This window comes from Pandoraea sp. PE-S2R-1 (assembly GCF_002179865.1).
In the GTDB taxonomy this organism is placed as follows: domain Bacteria; phylum Pseudomonadota; class Gammaproteobacteria; order Burkholderiales; family Burkholderiaceae; genus Pandoraea.
Genome location: NZ_NGUR01000015.1, coordinates 289,630 through 307,253 on the forward strand (window position 1 = coordinate 289,630; position 17,624 = coordinate 307,253).

General features: G+C 62.9%; 15 protein-coding genes. 11 read left to right on the forward strand and 4 right to left on the reverse strand.

Features of this window, described 5'->3' with window-relative positions; translation table 11 throughout:
- Nucleotides 1–180: 180 nt before the first annotated feature.
- The 3 genes from CDV44_RS18700 (at nt 181) to CDV44_RS18710 (ending at nt 3,265) form a co-directional block, all read left to right on the forward strand.
- A complete protein-coding gene (locus tag CDV44_RS18700) occupies nt 181–1,140 on the forward strand; it encodes an MBL fold metallo-hydrolase (protein ID WP_087689561.1) in 960 nt (319 codons plus the stop codon).
- A gap of 97 nt (nt 1,141–1,237) precedes the next feature.
- On the forward strand, nt 1,238–2,995 hold the full coding sequence (locus CDV44_RS18705; protein ID WP_087689563.1) for an FAD-dependent oxidoreductase: 1,758 nt from the start codon (nt 1,238–1,240) through the stop codon (nt 2,993–2,995).
- Nucleotides 2,996–3,052: 57 nt separating this feature from the next.
- Nucleotides 3,053–3,265, forward strand: a complete 213-nt coding sequence (locus CDV44_RS18710) for a DUF2783 domain-containing protein (RefSeq protein ID WP_087689565.1) — start codon at nt 3,053–3,055, stop codon at nt 3,263–3,265.
- A 72-nt stretch (nt 3,266–3,337) separates the two neighbouring features.
- On the opposite strand, the gene CDV44_RS18715 is transcribed toward CDV44_RS18710, so the two are convergent.
- Nucleotides 3,338–4,138, reverse strand: coding sequence for an IclR family transcriptional regulator (locus CDV44_RS18715; RefSeq protein WP_087689566.1), 801 nt, complete (start codon nt 4,136–4,138; stop codon nt 3,338–3,340).
- Between the two features lie 390 nt (nt 4,139–4,528).
- Here CDV44_RS18715 and CDV44_RS18720 point away from each other — a divergent pair, with 390 nt between their 5' ends.
- From CDV44_RS18720 to pcaF, 3 genes are all read left to right on the forward strand, one after another.
- Nucleotides 4,529–5,206 (forward strand): 3-oxoacid CoA-transferase subunit A, encoded by a 678-nt coding sequence (locus tag CDV44_RS18720; RefSeq protein WP_058377322.1) that lies wholly within the window; start codon nt 4,529–4,531, stop codon nt 5,204–5,206.
- Nucleotides 5,207–5,230: 24 nt separating this feature from the next.
- The gene (locus tag CDV44_RS18725; RefSeq protein WP_058377321.1) at nt 5,231–5,881 is read left to right on the forward strand and encodes a 3-oxoacid CoA-transferase subunit B; all 651 of its coding nucleotides are present in this window, start codon (nt 5,231–5,233) and stop codon (nt 5,879–5,881) included.
- A gap of 99 nt (nt 5,882–5,980) precedes the next feature.
- The gene (gene pcaF, locus CDV44_RS18730; RefSeq protein WP_087689568.1) at nt 5,981–7,183 is read left to right on the forward strand and encodes a 3-oxoadipyl-CoA thiolase; all 1,203 of its coding nucleotides are present in this window, start codon (nt 5,981–5,983) and stop codon (nt 7,181–7,183) included.
- A gap of 203 nt (nt 7,184–7,386) precedes the next feature.
- Here the strand turns inward: pcaF and leuA are convergent, their stop codons facing one another.
- The gene (leuA, locus tag CDV44_RS18735) at nt 7,387–9,099 is read right to left on the reverse strand and encodes a 2-isopropylmalate synthase (protein ID WP_087689570.1); all 1,713 of its coding nucleotides are present in this window, start codon (nt 9,097–9,099) and stop codon (nt 7,387–7,389) included.
- Nucleotides 9,100–9,596: 497 nt separating this feature from the next.
- Between leuA and CDV44_RS18740 the strand changes: the two genes are divergently transcribed.
- Nucleotides 9,597–10,805 (forward strand): MFS transporter, encoded by a 1,209-nt coding sequence (locus CDV44_RS18740; protein ID WP_249277661.1) that lies wholly within the window; start codon nt 9,597–9,599, stop codon nt 10,803–10,805.
- Nucleotides 10,806–10,827: 22 nt separating this feature from the next.
- On the opposite strand, the gene CDV44_RS18745 is transcribed toward CDV44_RS18740, so the two are convergent.
- Nucleotides 10,828–11,301 carry an Lrp/AsnC family transcriptional regulator gene (locus CDV44_RS18745; protein WP_058377318.1) on the reverse strand — a complete coding sequence of 158 codons (474 nt, stop codon included), beginning with the start codon at nt 11,299–11,301 and terminating at the stop codon, nt 10,828–10,830.
- A 331-nt stretch (nt 11,302–11,632) separates the two neighbouring features.
- Here CDV44_RS18745 and hppD point away from each other — a divergent pair, with 331 nt between their 5' ends.
- The 3 genes from hppD to CDV44_RS18760 all read left to right on the forward strand — a co-directional run bounded on the left by hppD (nt 11,633) and on the right by CDV44_RS18760 (nt 15,664).
- Nucleotides 11,633–12,706: a 4-hydroxyphenylpyruvate dioxygenase gene (hppD, locus tag CDV44_RS18750; protein WP_058377317.1), complete on the forward strand. Its 1,074-nt coding sequence runs from the start codon at nt 11,633–11,635 to the stop codon at nt 12,704–12,706.
- Nucleotides 12,707–12,894: 188 nt separating this feature from the next.
- Nucleotides 12,895–14,280 (forward strand): amino acid permease, encoded by a 1,386-nt coding sequence (locus tag CDV44_RS18755; RefSeq protein ID WP_087689574.1) that lies wholly within the window; start codon nt 12,895–12,897, stop codon nt 14,278–14,280.
- 184 nt (nt 14,281–14,464) lie between these two features.
- Entirely contained in the window at nt 14,465–15,664 is a 1,200-nt protein-coding gene (locus CDV44_RS18760) for an amino acid aminotransferase (RefSeq protein ID WP_058377315.1), read from the forward strand.
- A gap of 91 nt (nt 15,665–15,755) precedes the next feature.
- Here CDV44_RS18760 and CDV44_RS18765 read toward each other — a convergent pair whose 3' ends face one another.
- Nucleotides 15,756–16,577: an alpha/beta fold hydrolase gene (locus CDV44_RS18765; protein WP_087689576.1), complete on the reverse strand. Its 822-nt coding sequence runs from the start codon at nt 16,575–16,577 to the stop codon at nt 15,756–15,758.
- Nucleotides 16,578–16,904: 327 nt separating this feature from the next.
- Here CDV44_RS18765 and CDV44_RS18770 point away from each other — a divergent pair, with 327 nt between their 5' ends.
- Nucleotides 16,905–17,624, forward strand: coding sequence for a glutathione binding-like protein (locus tag CDV44_RS18770; RefSeq protein ID WP_087689578.1), 720 nt, complete (start codon nt 16,905–16,907; stop codon nt 17,622–17,624).

Sequence of the window (17,624 nt, forward strand, 5' to 3'; positions counted from 1 at the left end):
GGCGCACTTGTCGCAACATTAGCAAATAACAACTATATTTGTCATTGACAAAAATTCAGCCCATTTCGTAAGATGGCTGCACCCTGACGCCGATCGGCCGACAGAGCATGCTTTCATGACGTGCGAGCTGCCACCCGTCGTCGGTTCATCCCCACAGACAAGACACGAGAGAGAGACAGCATGGCTAAAGCATTTGCCTCGCAAGCCGACCTGGAAGCGAAAAAGGTCACCTTCACCCAACTGTCGGAACACGCCTGGGCCTACACGGCAGAAGGCGACCCGAACTCGGGCGTCATCATTGGCGACGACGGCGTGATGATCGTCGACACGACGGCCACGCCGGCCATGGCGCAAGATCTGATCGCCAAGATCCGCACGGTCACCGACAAGCCGATCAAGTACGTGGTGCTCTCGCACTATCACGCCGTGCGCGTGCTGGGCGCGTCGGCTTACTTCGAAGAAGGCGCGCAGCAGATCATCGCGAGCCGCGGCACGTTTGAGATGATTCAAGAACGCGGCGAAGCCGACATGAAGTCGGAGATCGAACGCTTCCCGCGTCTGTTCGCCGGTGTCGAGACGGTGCCGGGCCTGACGTGGCCGACGCTCGTGTTCGAGAAGGAAATGACGCTGTTCCTCGGCAAGCTCGAAGTGAAGATTGCGCATCTGGGCTCGGGCCATACGAAGGGCGACACGGTCGTGTGGCTGCCGTCGGACAAGGTGCTGTTCTCGGGCGATCTGGTCGAGTACGACGCCGCCTGCTACACCGGCGACGCACAACTCGCCGAGTGGCCCGCCACGCTCGACGCGCTGGCGGCACTCGGTGCCGAGAAGCTCGTGCCGGGCCGTGGCCCGGCGCTCACGACGCCCGCTGAAGTCGCGAAGGGTCTCGCCTACACGAAGGACTTCGTGACGACGCTGTTCGAAGCCGGCAAGAAAGCCGTCGAACAGAAGCTCGATCTGAAGGGCGCGATGGCACTCACGCGCAGCCAGATGGACCCGAAGTTCGGTCACGTTTTCATCTACGAACACTGCCTGCCGTTCGATGTGACGCGCGCCTTCGATGAGGCCAGCGGCATCACGCACCCGCGCATTTGGACGGCGCAGCGCGACAAGGAAATGTGGGCCGCACTGCAAGACTGAGCCCACTGACCCGGTAGCAAATCAAAAGTAGAAACGGTGCCCGCCCGCGCGACGCTGACATGGCGCGCGGATGAGGCACCGGCGACGGAGACATTGCATGAGCAGCATCGATTACCAGCGCCTCACGTTCACGTACCAGCCTTGTGCCGAACAGTCGGCAGCTACGAATGGCGCGAATGGCACGAATGACACCGGCCGAACCGCCGCACCGCACCCGGTCATCGTCGTGGGCGCAGGCCCTGTTGGGCTCGCGACCGCCATCGATCTCGCCCATCAGGGTGTGCACGTGATCGTGCTCGACGACGACTGCACGCTCTCCACCGGCTCACGCGCCATCTGCTTCGCCAAGCGCACGCTCGACATCTTCGACCGGCTCGGCTGCGGCGATCGCATGGTGCAAAAAGGCGTTTGCTGGAATGTCGGCCGCGTGTTTCTGCGCGATCAGGAGGTCTACAACTTCGATCTGCTGCCAGACGCCGGACACCATCGTCCCGCGTTCATCAACTTGCAGCAGTACTACGTCGAAGGCTATCTGTTCGAGCGCGCCAGCGAGCTGCCGAACATCGAAATCCGCTGGAAGAACAAGGTCTCGGGACTCGTGCAGCACGGTACGCCCGGCGCCGCCGATGCGAGCGTGACCCTCACGGTCGACACGCCCGATGGCGCGTATCAAACGACGGCGCGCTACGTTGTCGCGGCCGACGGTTCACGCAGCCCGGTGCGCAAGCTGATCGGTGTGGACAGCCACGGCCGCACGTTCAAGGATCGCTTTCTGATTGCCGACGTGAAGATGACGGCGAACTTCCCGGCAGAGCGCTGGTTCTGGTTCGACCCGCCCTTCCATCCGAATCAGTCGGTGTTGCTGCACCGTCAGCCGGACGACGTCTGGCGCATCGATTTCCAACTGGGCTGGGACGCCGATCCCGAAGCGGAGAAGACGCCCGAGCGCGTGATTCCGCGCGTGCAGGCCCTGCTTGGCCCCGATGCCAAATTCACGCTGGAGTGGGTGAGCGTCTACACGTTCTCGTGCCTGCGCATGGACAGCTTCCGCCACGGCAATGTGCTCTTCGCGGGCGACTCGGCGCACGGCGTGTCGCCGTTCGGGGCACGCGGTGCGAACAGCGGCGTGCAGGATGCGGAAAATCTCGCGTGGAAACTGGCCATGGTGCTGGATGACCGTGCGCCCGATACGTTGCTCGATACCTATGCCCGTGAGCGCGAGTTCGCTGCGGACGAAAACATTCTCAACTCGACGCGCGCGACGGACTTCATCACACCCAAGAGCCCGGTGTCCCGCGTGTTTCGCGACGCTGTGCTGACGCTGGCACGCGATCATGCGTTCGCCCGTCAACTGGTGAACAGTGGCCGCTTGTCGGTGCCTGCGGTGTTGCACGACTCCACGCTGAACACTGCCGATCGCGACACGTTTGTCGGGCGCATGGTGCCGGGGGCAACCTGCCTCGACGCGCCGCTCTCGCGCAATGCGCAGGATGGCTGGCTATTGCCGCGTCTCGGCGGGCGCTTTGTCGCGCTGGTGTTCGGCTCGCCCGCCTCGCTGGATGCGGTGGCACTGGCGGCGTTGCAAGCGATGGCGAATGACCGCGTGCCCGTCATGCCGGTGTTCGTCACGAACGACGCCTCGCAAGCGCAAGGTGACGAGAACGTTTGGCACGATGCCCAAGGACTCGCCGCGCAGCGTTACGACGCCACGCCCGGCACGGTCTATCTGGTGCGCCCGGATCAGCATGTCTGTGCACGCTGGCGCACCCTCGATGCTGCGGCCATTGCGCAAGCGCGAGACCGAGCGCTCGGACGCGTGTCGTCAGCGCAGGCGACGATGCCGTGCGCGGCGTGAGCCGGCGCTGACACTATTCTCAACAACACACATGAATTCAGCCGGGAGGAGACACCCATGGCACTCGATACACAACCGCGCCTGACGCGCCCCGACGACTTCTACGAAGCGCTTATCGATATGCATCGCGATCTCGACGACGCACAGAGTCAGGCCGCCAACGCCCAACTGATTCTGCTGCTCGCCAATCAGATCGGCGATCACGAGACGCTGCTCTCTGCCATGCAGTTGGCGCGCGCCGGGGCATTGGGCGCCGCCGCCCGCGCTTGATCGGTACGCAGCACCAATAAAAACGGGGCGTTCGCATGGCGACGCCCCGTTTGTTTTTCTGTGGTGATTGATTTACACGACCACCATCTGCGAAATCTTCTGCGCGGCTTGTTGCAGCGGCGCCAGAAACTTCGTCTCCATCTCCGCCGCCGACGTCCGGTTCGCTTGACCGCTCACATTCATCGCGGCGATGACCTGCCCGGCCCGGTTGCGAATCGGCGCAGCAATCGAGATCAAGCCCTCTTCCAGTTCCTGATCGACCACGGCCCAGCCTTGCGCCCGCACTTGCAGGATGCGTTCGCGCAGCGCGTCCACGTCCGTCAGCGTGCGGCGCGTGTGCTGACGAATATCGGCGCGGCGCAGCGCAGCGTCGAGTTCGTCGTCGGGCAGTGCGGACAACATCACGCGCCCCATCGACGTACACCACGCCGGCAAGCGGCTGCCGATCGACAGGTTGATCGACATCACCTTGCGCACAGGCACGCGCAGCACATAGACGATGTCGTCGCCGTCGAGCACGGATGCCGAACTGCTCTCCTGCACCTGCTGAACCAGCGCTTCCATAAACGGCTCGGCCAGATTCCACAGCGGCATCGACGTCAGATACGAGAAACCCAGATCGAGAATACGCGGCGTCAGGCGGAATAACCGCCCCTCGCTGCGCACGTAACCGAGCGCTTCGAGCGTCAGCAGAATGCGCCGGGCGCCCGCGCGGGTCAGGCCGGACGCCTGCGCCACTTCTGACAGCGTCTGGGCCGGCCGCGCCGCATTGAACGCCTTGACCACCGCAAGCCCGCGCGCAAACGACTGCACATAAGAGTCGCCCGGCTTCTTCTCGGTCGGATCGCGGGAGTCGTTCGGCACAGGTGTCATTGGGTAGCTATCGGCAGGTCTGGCGGGTTGCAGGGTGGTTTGTCGGGTGACTTCTTATCAAGCGTGATTGCGCGGGTCACCGGGTGTCCCGGCGATGCACCACGATCGCGCAGACGGCAAGCGTAATGGATTTGTGCGAGCGGTTCCACCGTGCGGGACACACAGTCTCACCGAATGCGTCTCGCGCCTCCCCTGTCTTGACGCCCGACATCGGAAAGCTTACGCTGTTCTTATAGCGAATATTTGTTCGCTATAAGAACATTGTGAACCAGACGATGCCGCCGGACAAGACGTCATCGCCGCGAGACAACCGCACCGGACGGCGCGCAGGCTCTGGCTAGTCAGCCCGAGACCGCAGGTTCGTTCGACGGAACTGCCCAGGAGGCACGTGTGATCAACAAGATTTACGAATCGCTCGCCAGCGCGGTCGCCGACGTCCATGACGGCGCCACGATCATGATCGGCGGCTTTGGCAATGCCGGTATGCCCTCGGCGCTCATCGACGCCCTGATCGAACAAGGCGCGCGCGATCTGACCATCGTCAACAACAACGCCGGCAATGGTGAGACGGGCCTCGCCGCGCTGCTCAAGGCCGGGCGCGTGCGCAAGATCATCTGCTCGTTCCCGCGTCAGACCGACTCGCAGGTGTTCGACGCGCTCTATCGCGCCGGCAAGATCGAACTGGAACTGGTGCCGCAAGGCAATCTGGCCGAACGCATTCGCGCTGCCGGTGCAGGCATCGGCGGTTTCTTCACGCCGACCGGCTACGGCACGCTGCTCGCCGAAGGCAAGGAAACCCGCGTGATCGACGGCAAGCCGTACGTGCTCGAATCGCCGATCCACGCCGATTTCGCGTTGATCAAGGCGCTCAAGGGCGACCGCTGGGGCAATCTGGTGTATCGCAAGACCGCCCGCAACTTCGGCCCCATCATGGCGACCGCTGCGAAGTGCGCCATCGTTCAGGTCAGCGAAGTCGTGGAACTGGGCGAGCTCGATCCGGAAGCCGTGGTCACGCCCGGCATCTTCGTTCAACGTATCGTCGCGGTGCCCGGCACCGCGAGCGCCTGACGTCCCCTATTCCGGAGCTACGACATGAACCGACTGACCCGCGACCAGATGGCCGCCCGCGTCGCCCAGGATATTCCCGACGGCGCCTATGTGAACCTCGGTATCGGCCTGCCCACGGCAGTGGCCAATCACCTGCCGGCCGAGAAAGAAATCATTCTGCAAAGCGAGAACGGCGTGATCGGGATGGGCCCGGCCCCCGCCAAGGGCGAAGAGGATGAAGACCTCATCAACGCCGGCAAGCAGCCCGTCACGCTCAAACCGGGCGGCGCGTATTTCCATCACGCCGACTCGTTCGCGATGATGCGCGGCGGCCACCTCGACTTCTGCGTGCTGGGTGCGTTCCAGGTCTCGAAGACCGGCGATCTCGCCAACTGGCACACGGGCGCGCCCGACGCCATCCCCGCGGTGGGTGGCGCGATGGATCTCGCGACCGGCGCCAAGCAGGTGTTCGTGATGATGGAACATCAGACCAAGCAAGGCGAAAGCAAGATCGTCGACGCGTGCACCTACCCGCTGACGGGTGTGGGCTGCGTGACGCGCATCTACACGGACCTCGCGGTCATCGACGTGACGCCCGAAGGGCTGCGCGTGCGCGATATGGTCGAAGGGCTGACGTTCGACGAGTTGCAACGTCTGAGCGGCGTGACGCTACTGCCCTCGCCGGCCGTCGCCTGATATCTGCATTGCACACGATCGCCGGGAGATTCCCGGCGATTTGCATTGTTCGGCATGCATTGAGTGAATTCGAAATCCCCCATTCGGTGAGGTAGACAAATGAGTGAAGTCTTTATCTGCGACGCGATCCGCACCCCTATCGGCCGTTACGGCGGCGCACTGTCGTCGGTGCGTGCCGACGATCTCGGCGCGATTCCGATCAAGGCGCTGATGGCGCGCAACGGCAACGTCGACTGGACCTTGGTTGACGATGTGATCTACGGCTGCGCGAATCAGGCCGGCGAAGACAACCGCAACGTGGCCCGCATGTCGGCGCTGCTCGCCGGGCTGCCGCAAGACGTGCCGGGTGGCACCGTCAACCGTTTGTGCGGCTCGGGCATGGATGCCATCGGCACCGCCGCGCGCGCCATCAAGGCAGGCGAAGCCGGTCTGATGATTGCCGGTGGCGTGGAAAGCATGAGCCGTGCGCCGTTCGTGATGGGCAAAGCCGCCAGTGCGTTTTCACGTCAGGCAGAGATTTACGACACGACCATCGGCTGGCGTTTCGTCAATCCGCTAATGAAGGCGCAATACGGCGTGGATTCGATGCCCGAGACGGGCGAGAACGTGGCGACGGAATTCGGCATCAGCCGCGAAGATCAGGATCGCCTCGCGGTGCGCTCGCAAGAGAAAGCGGCGCGTGCGCAGGCTAACGGCACGCTGGCGGAAGAAATTACGCCGGTGTCGATCGCCCAGAAGAAGGGCGAAGCCATTGTGGTGGACCGCGACGAACATCCGCGTGCCACCAGCATGGAAGCGCTTGCCAGACTCAAGGGCGTGGTACGCCCTGATGGGACCGTGACCGCCGGTAACGCTTCTGGCGTCAACGACGGCGCCTGCGCGCTGCTGTTAGCAGACGAGGCGAGCGCGGCGCGTTTTGGCCTGACGCCGCGCGCCAGGATTCTGGGCATGGCGACGGCAGGGGTAGCACCGCGCATCATGGGCATCGGTCCGGCGCCCGCAACAATCAAACTGTTGGCGCGGCTCGGCATGTCACTCGATCAGTTCGATGTGATCGAACTCAACGAAGCGTTTGCGAGCCAGGGCCTGGCCGTGCTGCGTCAGTTGGGTGTCGCTGACGACGACCTGCGCGTCAATCCGAACGGCGGCGCGATCGCGCTGGGCCATCCGCTCGGCATGAGCGGCGCACGTCTGGTGACGACGGCGATGTATCAGCTAAAGCGTTCCGGTGGCCGCTTTGCGCTGTGTACGATGTGCATTGGGGTCGGCCAAGGCATCGCTATCGCCATCGAAGCGATCTGACCGGGCAGGACTTGTTCCCCCTACCCTGTCACACCGCTTGATTTCTGTGGCCGGGGCGGTCGCACGACACTGGGTAAGTGTCGTCGCGCCGCACCGGTGTCCCGCTCGCACGATCAGCGCTCAGCGGTACACGTCTGCCTCAAATTCCCTGCTGGACTACGTGTCTCCTCAGTTCCTGCCTGAGTTTTCTGTTTGAAAAAGCCTCAGACGGCCTTGGCGACATCGCGCATCACGGCGTCGAAGAACGTGGCCTTCGCATCGGCTTCGCTGCGGTCATAAGCGCGGTTGATACCGCTGATGACCGCACGGATCGAGGCCGTCGTGAGATTCGCATCGATACCCACACCGAACGCGCTGCCGACAATCGTTTCGCCCGCCATTTCAGCAATGGCGATGGCACGGGCATCGGCACCTTGCGTCAGCGCGCGCTCTTCGTAGTGCTGCACACGCACCGGCGTACGCATGGCGTTCATCAGTGCGTCGAGGGGACCGTTGCCGGCACCCGACACCGTCGTGCGTTGCCCATGGATGTCGATGGTCACGGCGATCTGTTGACGGCCGTCGCGCTCCGAGAGTGTGTGACCGACATAAGCCACCGGTTCGGCCGCTTCCACATATTCCTTCTGGAACAGTTGCCAGATCTGCGCTGCCGTGACTTCGGCACCGGTCTCGTCGGTGTAGCGCTGCACGGCCGAGCTGAAATCAACTTGCAGGCGGCGCGGCATTTGCACCCCGTACGACTGTTCGAGCAGGAAGGCAATGCCACCCTTGCCCGACTGGCTATTCACGCGAATGATCGAGTCGTAAGTGCGGCCCAGATCGCTCGGATCGATCGGCATGTACGGCACTTCCCAGAAGGTGTCCGGCTTCTGTGCGGCGAAGCCCTTCTTGATAGCGTCCTGATGCGAGCCCGAGAACGCGGTGAACACGAGATCGCCCACGTACGGGTGGCGCGGATGCACCGGCAATTGCGTGCATTCTTCCGACGTGCGGGCAACTTCGTTGATGTTCGAGAAGTCGAGGCCCGGGTCCACGCCCTGCGTGTAGAGATTCAACGCGAGCGTGACGAGATCGACGTTACCGGTGCGCTCGCCGTTACCGAACAGGCACCCTTCGATACGATCGGCACCGGCCATCACGGCCAGCTCGGCGGCGGCCACTGCCGTGCCACGGTCGTTGTGCGGGTGCACCGAGAGAATCAGCGAATCGCGATGCTTGAGGTTGCGGTGCATCCACTCGATCTGATCGGCGTAGTAGTTCGGCGTGCCGATTTCAACGGTGGCGGGCAGGTTGACGATGCACTTGTGGTCCGGCGTCGGCTGCCAGACATCGAAGACCGCGTCACAAACTTCTTTGGCGAAATCGAGTTCGGTGCCCGTGAACGTTTCGGGGCTGTATTGCAGGGTCCAGCGGGTATCGGGGGCGGCGTCGGCGCAACGCTTGATGGTCTTGGCGGCTGCGACGGCCAGCGCTTTCACGCCCGGCTGGTCGAGGTTGAAGACGATGCGGCGGAATTCCGGGGCCGTGGCGTTGTACAGGTGAACGATGGCGCGCGGTGCGCCCTTGAGGGCGGCGAAGGTGCGCTCGATGAGATCGTCACGTGCCTGCGTGAGCACTTCGATTGTGACGTCGTCGGGGATGTGACCGCCCTCGATCAATTCACGCACGAAGTTGAAATCGGTTTCGGAGGCGGACGGGAACGCGACTTCGATTTCCTTGAAACCGATCGCGACCAGCATCTTGAACATGCGCATCTTGCGCTGCGCGTCCATCGGCTCGAACAAGGCCTGATTGCCGTCGCGCAGGTCGGTGCTCATCCAGATCGGTGCACGCGTGATGGTGCGGCTCGGCCACTGTCGGTCCGGAATGTTGACCGGAGTGAAGGCGCGGTACTTGGTAGCGGGGTTGTTCAACATGGCGTGTCTCGATTGTCGGAAAAAGTGGCAACCGGACGACGCTTGAGCGCAAAAAAGCTACGACCTCCGGTTGGATGAACCGGGGCTCAGATCGGCGTAACTGGGGAAAATCAGCGGTGCTTCAGAGGAAATTCAGACGATGCACGCGCGCAGCAACGGACCAAGCCCGGTGGAGCGGGCTAGTAGTCGTAGCGAGAGGGAGAATTGCGCGGTGATCATGTGCTGCATAAGATCACAGATATTCCCGGGCTGTCAACTATCGTGTGTCGCCTTGCGATAATCCCCGGCGGCCACGTCGGCGGCCCCCGGTTGCCGCTTTGCGTCGATTCCGATAATGTTCCGGCGATGGGATAACCGAAGCCTAGCCTCGAAACCCGACGGATCGATACGCTCAACCGTCGCGCCAATCCCGGTGTCGCACGGTGCGTGTCATGACATCGGAGTCTTCATTGGCCTCCCCCACTTCATCGACGTCACCAACGACGGCACTCGCGCCCATGGCGGCAACGCCGCATAGCGCCGCCAAAGTCTGGCTGCTCGCGCTCACGGTCTTTCTCGTGGGTATCGACGAAAACATCTGCATCGGCATCTTGCCCGCGATCTCGCAAGGGCTCGGTGTCTCGATGGCCTCGGCCGGCCAACTCACCACCATCTTTTCTGCGGTCTTCGCGCTGTGGGCCTTCACGATGGCCGCGTGGCTCTCCCGGCATGCCCGGCGCCCCGCGCTGATCGTCGCGTTGCTGGTCTTCACGCTCAGCAACCTCGCAGCCGCGGCCGCCCCGGGTTACGCCGCGCTGTTCGTGGCACGCATGGCCATGGCCGCGAGTTGCGCCACCATCGTGCTGCTCTGCTCGCGGCTGGCCACCGAAATCACGCCGCCCGAGTTTCACGGGCGCGCCGTGGGCATCATCTTCATGGGCATCAGCGGGTCGCTGGTGCTCGGCGTTCCGCTCGGCATGACGCTCGAACACTGGGCGGGATGGCGTGCCGTGTTCGCCGTCATCGGTCTGGTCAGTGCGCCGCTCATGATCGTGCTCTGGCGCGCGTTGCCGCTCACGCAGCCCGCGACTGCGCTGACGCTGCGAGCGTATGTAAAAGCGCTGGCGCAGCCTCGCTTACTCGCCGCGCAAGGCGTGTCGATTGCGATGCTTGGCGGGCACTTCACACTGTTCGCGTATCTCGCACCGTATCTTCAGAAAACCCTCGCGCCGTCGCCCGATGGCCTGAGCCTGCTGTTCGTCGCGTTCGGGGTGGCAGGCGTAGCCGGTGCATGGCTCGGCGGGCTGGGCTCGGACCGGGCAGGCGCCTCGCGTGCGCTGCTCGGATGCCCGCTGCTGTTTCTCGTCGCGATGGCCGGTGTGCCGCTGGCCGCGATGCTGGGCGCCGGGAGCGGTGGCATGGGTGTCACGGGTATCGATAACGCGTGGCACGTGGCGATCTTCGTCGTCGCGATGATGGTCTGGGGCTGTCTGTCGTGGTCGATTTCGCCCGTAGTGCAGAACTTCCTGATTCGCAGCGCGCCGCAGCAAGCCGATGCCAACGTCGGCGTGAACGTGGCAGCCATGCACGTCGGCGTGGCGCTCGGGGCGGGCGCAGGCGGTGCGCTTGTCGATGCGAACGCGTTGATGCTCACCCCGTGGGCCGGATGCGCGCTCGTCGTGGTGGCCGTGGCGCTCGCGGCATTCGCCGTGCGGGCGCGGCGATAGCGATAGCGAGATCAGGGGTCGCTCAGGACGCCAGCGGCACCGCCGACGTACACTTGATTTCATCGAGGCAAACGCTCGACTTGACGGCGCTCACGCCCGGAATCCGCATCAGCGTATCGAGCAGAAATTCGGACAACCCCTTCAGGTCGCGCGCCACCACCTTGAGCACGTAATCGATATCGCCGGTCACGGAAAAGCACTCCTGTATCTGCGCCAGCTCCGCGACCAGTCCCTTGAAGTTCGACAGGTCACGAATATGCCCGCGCTCCATCGTCACGTGGACAAACGCCACGACGCTGAAACCCAGTCGCTGCGCATCGAGCCGCGTGTCGTATCCCTTGATCACCCCCAACTCTTCGAGGCGGCGATGGCGGCGCAATGTCTGCGCCGGCGACAGCTTGATGGCCTCGGCCAATTCCAGATTCGAAATCCGTCCGTGCGACTGCAAAATCGCCAGCAGCCGGACGTCGATCCGATCGATCTCGATGTTATGCACTTTCCCCTCCTTAAACCCGTCAATTTAGAAATATTAATGCATAACATAGGGTTTCCCTGTGCCTTTTACGAAATCCTATTTTGCGTTGACGCACTTACACTGGGCCCCTCAAATCGATGCAGTGCACGCACGATGGCTGGCACTACGCAGGTTTCGGGAATTAAAACGGCAGGGGACAAAATCCCGACCGGGCGGTCAGCGATTCACAATTTTATTGCGTAAATTGTGAAGCGGGACCGGTTCGAGAAATCCGTCTTCCGAAGCCAGGCGCACAACCACCGGGCCGGGCACGCGTCCAACGAAACATCCACCTCACAAAGCCGAGACGATCATGGCCGACCTGTTTGACAACCCGATGCAATTGATGGGCTTCGAATTCGTGGAATTCGCGTCGCCCACCCCGAACCTGCTTGAGCCGATCTTCGAGCAGATGGGCTTTACGCTCGTGGCCCGCCATCGTTCGAAAGACGTGGTGCTTTATCGTCAGGGCGAGGTTAACTTCATCGTCAACCGCGAGCCGAACAGCCCGGCGGCCTACTTCGCCGCCGAGCATGGCCCGAGCGCCTGCGGCATGGCCTTCCGCGTGAAAGATTCGCATCAGGCCTACGCCCGCGCGCTGGAACTCGGCGCCCAGCCGGTCGAGATCGCCACCGGCCCGATGGAACTGCGTCTGCCGGCCATCAAGGGCATCGGCGGCGCGCCGCTGTACCTGATCGACCGCTTCGAAGAAGGCAAGTCGATCTATGACATCGACTTCGAATTCATCGAAGGCGTCGATCGTCACCCGGTCGGCCATGGCCTGCGCCTGATCGATCACCTGACGCACAACGTCTATCGCGGCCGTATGTCCTTCTGGGCCAACTTCTACGAGAAGCTGTTCAACTTCCGCGAAATTCGTTACTTCGATATCTCGGGCGAGTACACCGGTCTGGCGTCGAAGGCGATGACCGCACCCGATGGTAAAATCCGCATTCCCCTGAACGAAGAATCCGCCAAGGGCAGCGGCCAGATCGAGGAATTCCTGATGGCCTTCAACGGTGAAGGCATTCAGCACATTGCATTCCTGACCGACGACCTGATTCAGGTCATCGACAATCTGCAAATGGCCGGCGTACCGCTCATGACGGCACCGAACGACTTCTACTATCAGGCGCTCGAAACGCGTCTGCCGGGTCACGGCCAGCCGGTCGGAGAGCTGAAGTCGCGCGGCATTCTGCTCGACGGCACGACCGAAGGCGGCAAGCCGCGTCTGCTGCTCCAGATCTTCTCGAAGACCCTGCTGGGTCCGGTGTTCTTCGAGTTCATTCAGCGCCGGGGCGACGACGGCTTCGGCGAAGGCAACTTCAAGGCGCTGTTCGAATCGCTCGAACGCGACCAGATCGCGCGCGGCACGCTCAAGGTCTGAGTCCAGGGGAGACAACCGGCGCCCCGTGCGCCGGGATGACGGTCACCTCTTCGGGGGGTGACCACCAAGAACACGGCGACGGTGTCATAAGCACCGCGCCGTGGCGGCTCAACGCTTCCGGTCCGTTCCTACCGAACGGAGACAGAGAAGCGCGCCGCATGGCATCGAAGGTAGGGTAAGGAACAGACATGTCCGCCAATGCAGCACAAGAAGGCTCGCTCCACCGCGGCCTGAAGAATCGTCACATTCAATTGATCGCCCTCGGTGGCGCGATCGGCACCGGCCTCTTTCTCGGCATCGCCCAAACCATCAAAACCGCTGGACCGTCCGTACTGCTTGGCTACGCCGTTGCCGGTATCGTCGCGTTCTTCATCATGCGGCAACTCGGTGAAATGGTCGTCGACGAACCCGTCGCCGGCTCGTTCAGTTACTTCGCCAACAAGTATTGCGGCCAGTTCGCGGGCTTCGTCTCGGGCTGGAACTACTGGGTGCTGTACATCCTCGTGTCGATGGCCGAACTCTCGGCCGTCGGCATTTACGTGCAGTACTGGTGGCCGGCGATCCCGACGTGGGTCTCGGCACTCGTGTGCTTCGGCATCATCAACGCCATCAACCTGTCGAGCGTGAAGTCGTACGGCGAGATGGAGTTCTGGTTCGCCATCATCAAGGTCGCCGCCATCGTCGGCATGATCGGGTTTGGCGGCTATCTGCTCTTCTCGGGCAATGCCGGCCCCGACGCCAGCGTGGCCAACCTCTGGCAGCACGGCGGGTTCTTCCCGAACGGCGTGTCCGGCCTTGTCATGGCGATGGCCGTGATCATGTTCTCGTTCGGCGGGCTCGAACTGGTGGGCATCACTGCGGCCGAGGCCGACGACCCATCGCGCACCATTCCGCGCGCGACCAATCAGGTGATCTACCGCATTCTGATTTTCTACGTCGGCGCCCTCGGCGTGCTGCTCTCGCTGTATCCGTGGGAGAAGGTCGTCTCCGGCGGCAGCCCGTTCGTGCTGATCTTCCATGAACTGAACAGCAACTTCGTCGCCAACGTGCTCAACGCCGTGGTGCTGACCGCCGCCCTGTCCGTCTATAACAGCGGCGTGTATTGCAACAGCCGCATGCTCTACGGTCTGGCCGGTCAGGGCAACGCGCCGCGCGCGCTGCTCAAGGTCAACGCCCGTGGCATTCCGCTCGCCGCGCTCGGTGTGTCGGCCGCAGCGACCGCACTGTGCGTGGTGATCAACTACTTCATGCCCGGCAAGGCGTTCGAACTGCTGATGGGTCTGGTCGTCTCGGCCCTCATCATCAACTGGGCCATGATCAGCGTGATCCATCTGGTGTTCCGCCGGGCCAAGGCGCGTGCCGGTGAAACCACGGTCTTCAAGAGCCTGTGGTACCCGTTCACGAACTACGTGTGCCTCGTCTTCCTCGCCGGCATTCTGGTCGTGATGTATCTGATCCCCGACCTGCGCATCTCGGTCTATCTGATCCCGGTCTGGCTGGTCGTGCTCACGCTCGGCTACCGCCTGCGCCAGAAGCGTGCGGCCGCTGGCGTGCCCGCCACGGCGGCCCGCTGACGCGAAGCGTCACCCACGCAAACGAAAGCCCACCCCGCGCGCACGCCGCGCGGGGCATGTCCCGGACCCCGGACACACACGGGGGCACCGCACTAGCGGTATCATCGACGTTTGCGCTCGCGCGCCGGCCAGTTTCCCGTCTTACCGAATCTCTCTCGTTATCTCCGTTATTCCAGGACCTGCCATGTTCGAACATATCGATGCCTATCCCGGTGACCCGATCCTCTCGCTCAACGAGAATTTTGCGAAGGATCCGCGTACCGACAAGGTCAACCTGAGCATCGGCATCTATTACGACGACGATGGCCGTCTGCCGGTCATGCAAGCGGTGCGTCAGGCCGAAGCCCTGCTGCTGGCCGAGGTGGGTCCGAAGCCGTATCTGCCGATGGCAGGCTTCGCCAACTATCGCGACGCCGTGCAGGCCCTCGTGTTCGGCGACGACTCGCCGGCCCGCACCGAAGGCCGCATCGCCACGGTGCAGACGCTCGGCGGCTCGGGCGCGCTGAAAGTCGGTGCCGACTTCATCAAGCGTTACTTCCCGGGCGCACAGGTCTGGGTGAGCGACCCCACGTGGGACAACCACCGCTTCATCTTCGAGCGCGCCGGTTTCACCGTGAATACGTACCCGTACTACGACGAAGCCACGGGCGGCCTGCAATTCGAAGCGATGGTCGACGCCATCGACAAGCTGCCGGCACGCAGCGTCGTGCTGCTGCACGCTTGCTGCCATAACCCGACCGGTGTCGATCTGAACGACGCGCAGTGGGTGCAGGTAATCGAGGTGCTCAAGAAGCGCGAACTGCTGCCCTTCGTCGACATGGCCTATCAGGGCTTCGGCTCGGGTCTGGACGCCGATGCGTTCGTGATTCGCGAACTGGCCCGTCAAGGCGTGCCGGCCTTCGTGGCCAATTCGTTCTCGAAGAACTTCTCGCTGTACGGCGAGCGTTGCGGTGGCCTCTCGGTGATCTGCGAATCGGGCGAAGCGGCCGAGCGCGTGCTGGGTCAGCTGACGAGCGCCGTGCGTTCGAACTACAGCAACCCGCCGACGCATGGCGCGAAGATCGTCGCCAAGGTGCTGAGCACGCCGGAACTGCGCAAGTCGTGGGAAGACGAACTCACGCAGATGTGCCAGCGCATCACACGCATGCGCGGCGCGATCCATGAGGGTCTGCGCGGTCACGTGCCGGACAACATGCTCTCGCGTTATCTGGAACAACGCGGCATGTTCACGTACACGGGCCTGTCGGCGGCGCAAGTCGACGTGCTGCGCGACGAACACGGCGTGTATCTGATTCGCTCGGGCCGTATGTGTGTTGCCGGTCTGAACGAGAAGAACGTCGGCGTCGTGGCCGAGAGCATCGCCAAGGTGCTGAACAACGCGTAATCACGCGTCGCGCTTTACCGCTACAAACACAGAGGGACGGCAACTGCCGTCCCTTTGTCGTTTCACGCCAGCGTAAATCGCCGGGCGTCGGCTACTTCCGCAGAAACGCCAGCAGATCCGCGTTGACCTTCTCGGCTTCCACCGTGCACATGCCGTGCGCGCCGCCCGGGTAGATCTTCAGCGTGGCGTCCTTGATGATCTTCGCACTCAGCTTGCCCGCGTCGTCGATCGGCACGATCTGATCGTCGTCGCCATGCAGGATGAGCGCCGGCACGTCGATCTTCTTCAGATCGTCGGTGTAGTCCACTTCCGAGAATTCCTTCACGCACAGGTATTGGCCCAGATGCGAGCCCCACATGCCCTGTAGCCAGAACGCATCGATGACGCCCTGCGACTTCTTGGCATTCGGCCGGTTGTAACCGTAGAACGGCACGGCCAGATCCTGATAGAACTGCGAGCGATTGGCGGCCACATTGGCGCGAATCTCGTCGAACACACCGATCGGCAGCCCGTTCGGATTCTTGTCGGACTTGACCATGATGGGCGGCACGGCGCCGATGAGCACCGCCTGTGCGGCACGGCGCGTGCCGTGACGGCCGAGATAGTGCGCCACTTCGCCACCGCCCGTCGAATGGCCGACGAACGTCGCTTCCTTCAGATCGAGCGAATCGACCAGTTCCGACAGATCGTCGGCGTAGGTGTCCATATCGTTGCCGGTGCCGGGCTGATCCGAGCGCCCGTGGCCGCGGCGATCATGGGCGATGACGCGATAGCCGTGCTGCACGAGGAACAGCATCTGCGCATCCCAGGCGTCGGCACAAAGCGGCCAGCCGTGTGAGAAAACGACCGGGCGGCCTTTGCCCCAGTCCTTGTAGTAGATCGTGGTGCCATCTTTCGTCTTGAATGTGCTCATGGTTCGGTCCTTGCGCGAATGCTTTGAAGAACGACAGAGAGAACAACAAAGAGACGACGACGTGCGTGCCGTTCGCCGGTCAGACCCCATCCACCTGCGGGGCGAGATTTCTCGAAAGTGAAGGCTTTCCATTTAAGTCTCCATCCGCCGCACATTCAAGCTGAAATTTCTTGTCGGCCGAATGCGCGTTCTTCACCGAACTGCCGTACGTCTGTCACATCCAGTGCGCCCGCGCCGCCGTCTGCAAGCCTTTTCACTTGGCGTTATATTGGCTGTCCTGCGGTGACATCCGCCGCCCATTCAGCCGCCTTCGAACGCCTCGATCCCATGACCGACCAGTCCGCCGATTTGTCCCAGTTTCCGATCACCCGCAAGTGGCCCGCCGCACACCCCGAGCGTCTGCAACTGTATTCGCTGCCCACGCCCAATGGCGTGAAGGTCTCGATCATGCTCGAAGAGATCGGCCTGCCCTACGAGGTGCATCTGGTCAGCTTCCAGACCGACGATCAGCTCACGCCCGAGTTTCTCTCGCTGAACCCGAACAACAAAATTCCCGCGATCCTCGATCCGAACGGCCCCGACGGCAAGCCGCTGCCGCTGTTCGAGTCGGGTGCGATCCTCTGGTATCTGGCCGAGAAGACCGGCAAGCTGCTGCCCGCCGACCCGGCCGCGCGTTATCAAACGCTGCAATGGCTGATGTTCCAGATGGGCGGCATCGGCCCGATGTTCGGGCAGGTGGGTTTCTTCCATAAGTTCGCGGGCAAGGACTTCGAAGACAAGCGCCCGCGCGACCGTTATGTGAACGAAGCCAAGCGTTTGCTCGCCGTGCTCGACGCGCATCTGGCCAATCGCACGTGGATTCTCGGCGACGAGTACACGATTGCCGATATCGCCACGTTCCCGTGGATTCGCAATCTGGTCGGCTTCTACGAGGCTGGCGATCTGGTCGACTTCGCGCAGTTCAAGAACGTGAAGCGCGTGCTCGACGCCTTCGTTGCGCGTCCGGCCGTGGTGCGCGGACTCGATATTCCGAAGCGCCCCGCCTGA

Bases quoted from the DNA above. Each gene is read 5' to 3' on its own strand.
- CDV44_RS18705 (WP_087689563.1), top strand. From the start codon at position 1,238: ATGAGCAGCATCGATTACCAGCGCCTCACGTTCACGTACCAGCCTTGT.
- CDV44_RS18765 (WP_087689576.1), bottom strand. From the start codon at position 16,577: ATGAGCACATTCAAGACGAAAGATGGCACCACGATCTACTACAAGGAC.
- hppD (WP_058377317.1), top strand. From the start codon at position 11,633: ATGGCCGACCTGTTTGACAACCCGATGCAATTGATGGGCTTCGAATTC.
- CDV44_RS18755 (WP_087689574.1), top strand. From the start codon at position 12,895: ATGTCCGCCAATGCAGCACAAGAAGGCTCGCTCCACCGCGGCCTGAAG.
- CDV44_RS18710 (WP_087689565.1), top strand. From the start codon at position 3,053: ATGGCACTCGATACACAACCGCGCCTGACGCGCCCCGACGACTTCTAC.
- CDV44_RS18715 (WP_087689566.1), bottom strand. From the start codon at position 4,138: ATGACACCTGTGCCGAACGACTCCCGCGATCCGACCGAGAAGAAGCCG.
- CDV44_RS18760 (WP_058377315.1), top strand. From the start codon at position 14,465: ATGTTCGAACATATCGATGCCTATCCCGGTGACCCGATCCTCTCGCTC.
- pcaF (WP_087689568.1), top strand. From the start codon at position 5,981: ATGAGTGAAGTCTTTATCTGCGACGCGATCCGCACCCCTATCGGCCGT.
- CDV44_RS18700 (WP_087689561.1), top strand. From the start codon at position 181: ATGGCTAAAGCATTTGCCTCGCAAGCCGACCTGGAAGCGAAAAAGGTC.
- CDV44_RS18725 (WP_058377321.1), top strand. From the start codon at position 5,231: ATGAACCGACTGACCCGCGACCAGATGGCCGCCCGCGTCGCCCAGGAT.
- leuA (WP_087689570.1), bottom strand. From the start codon at position 9,099: ATGTTGAACAACCCCGCTACCAAGTACCGCGCCTTCACTCCGGTCAAC.
- CDV44_RS18770 (WP_087689578.1), top strand. From the start codon at position 16,905: ATGACCGACCAGTCCGCCGATTTGTCCCAGTTTCCGATCACCCGCAAG.
- CDV44_RS18740 (WP_249277661.1), top strand. From the start codon at position 9,597: ATGGCGGCAACGCCGCATAGCGCCGCCAAAGTCTGGCTGCTCGCGCTC.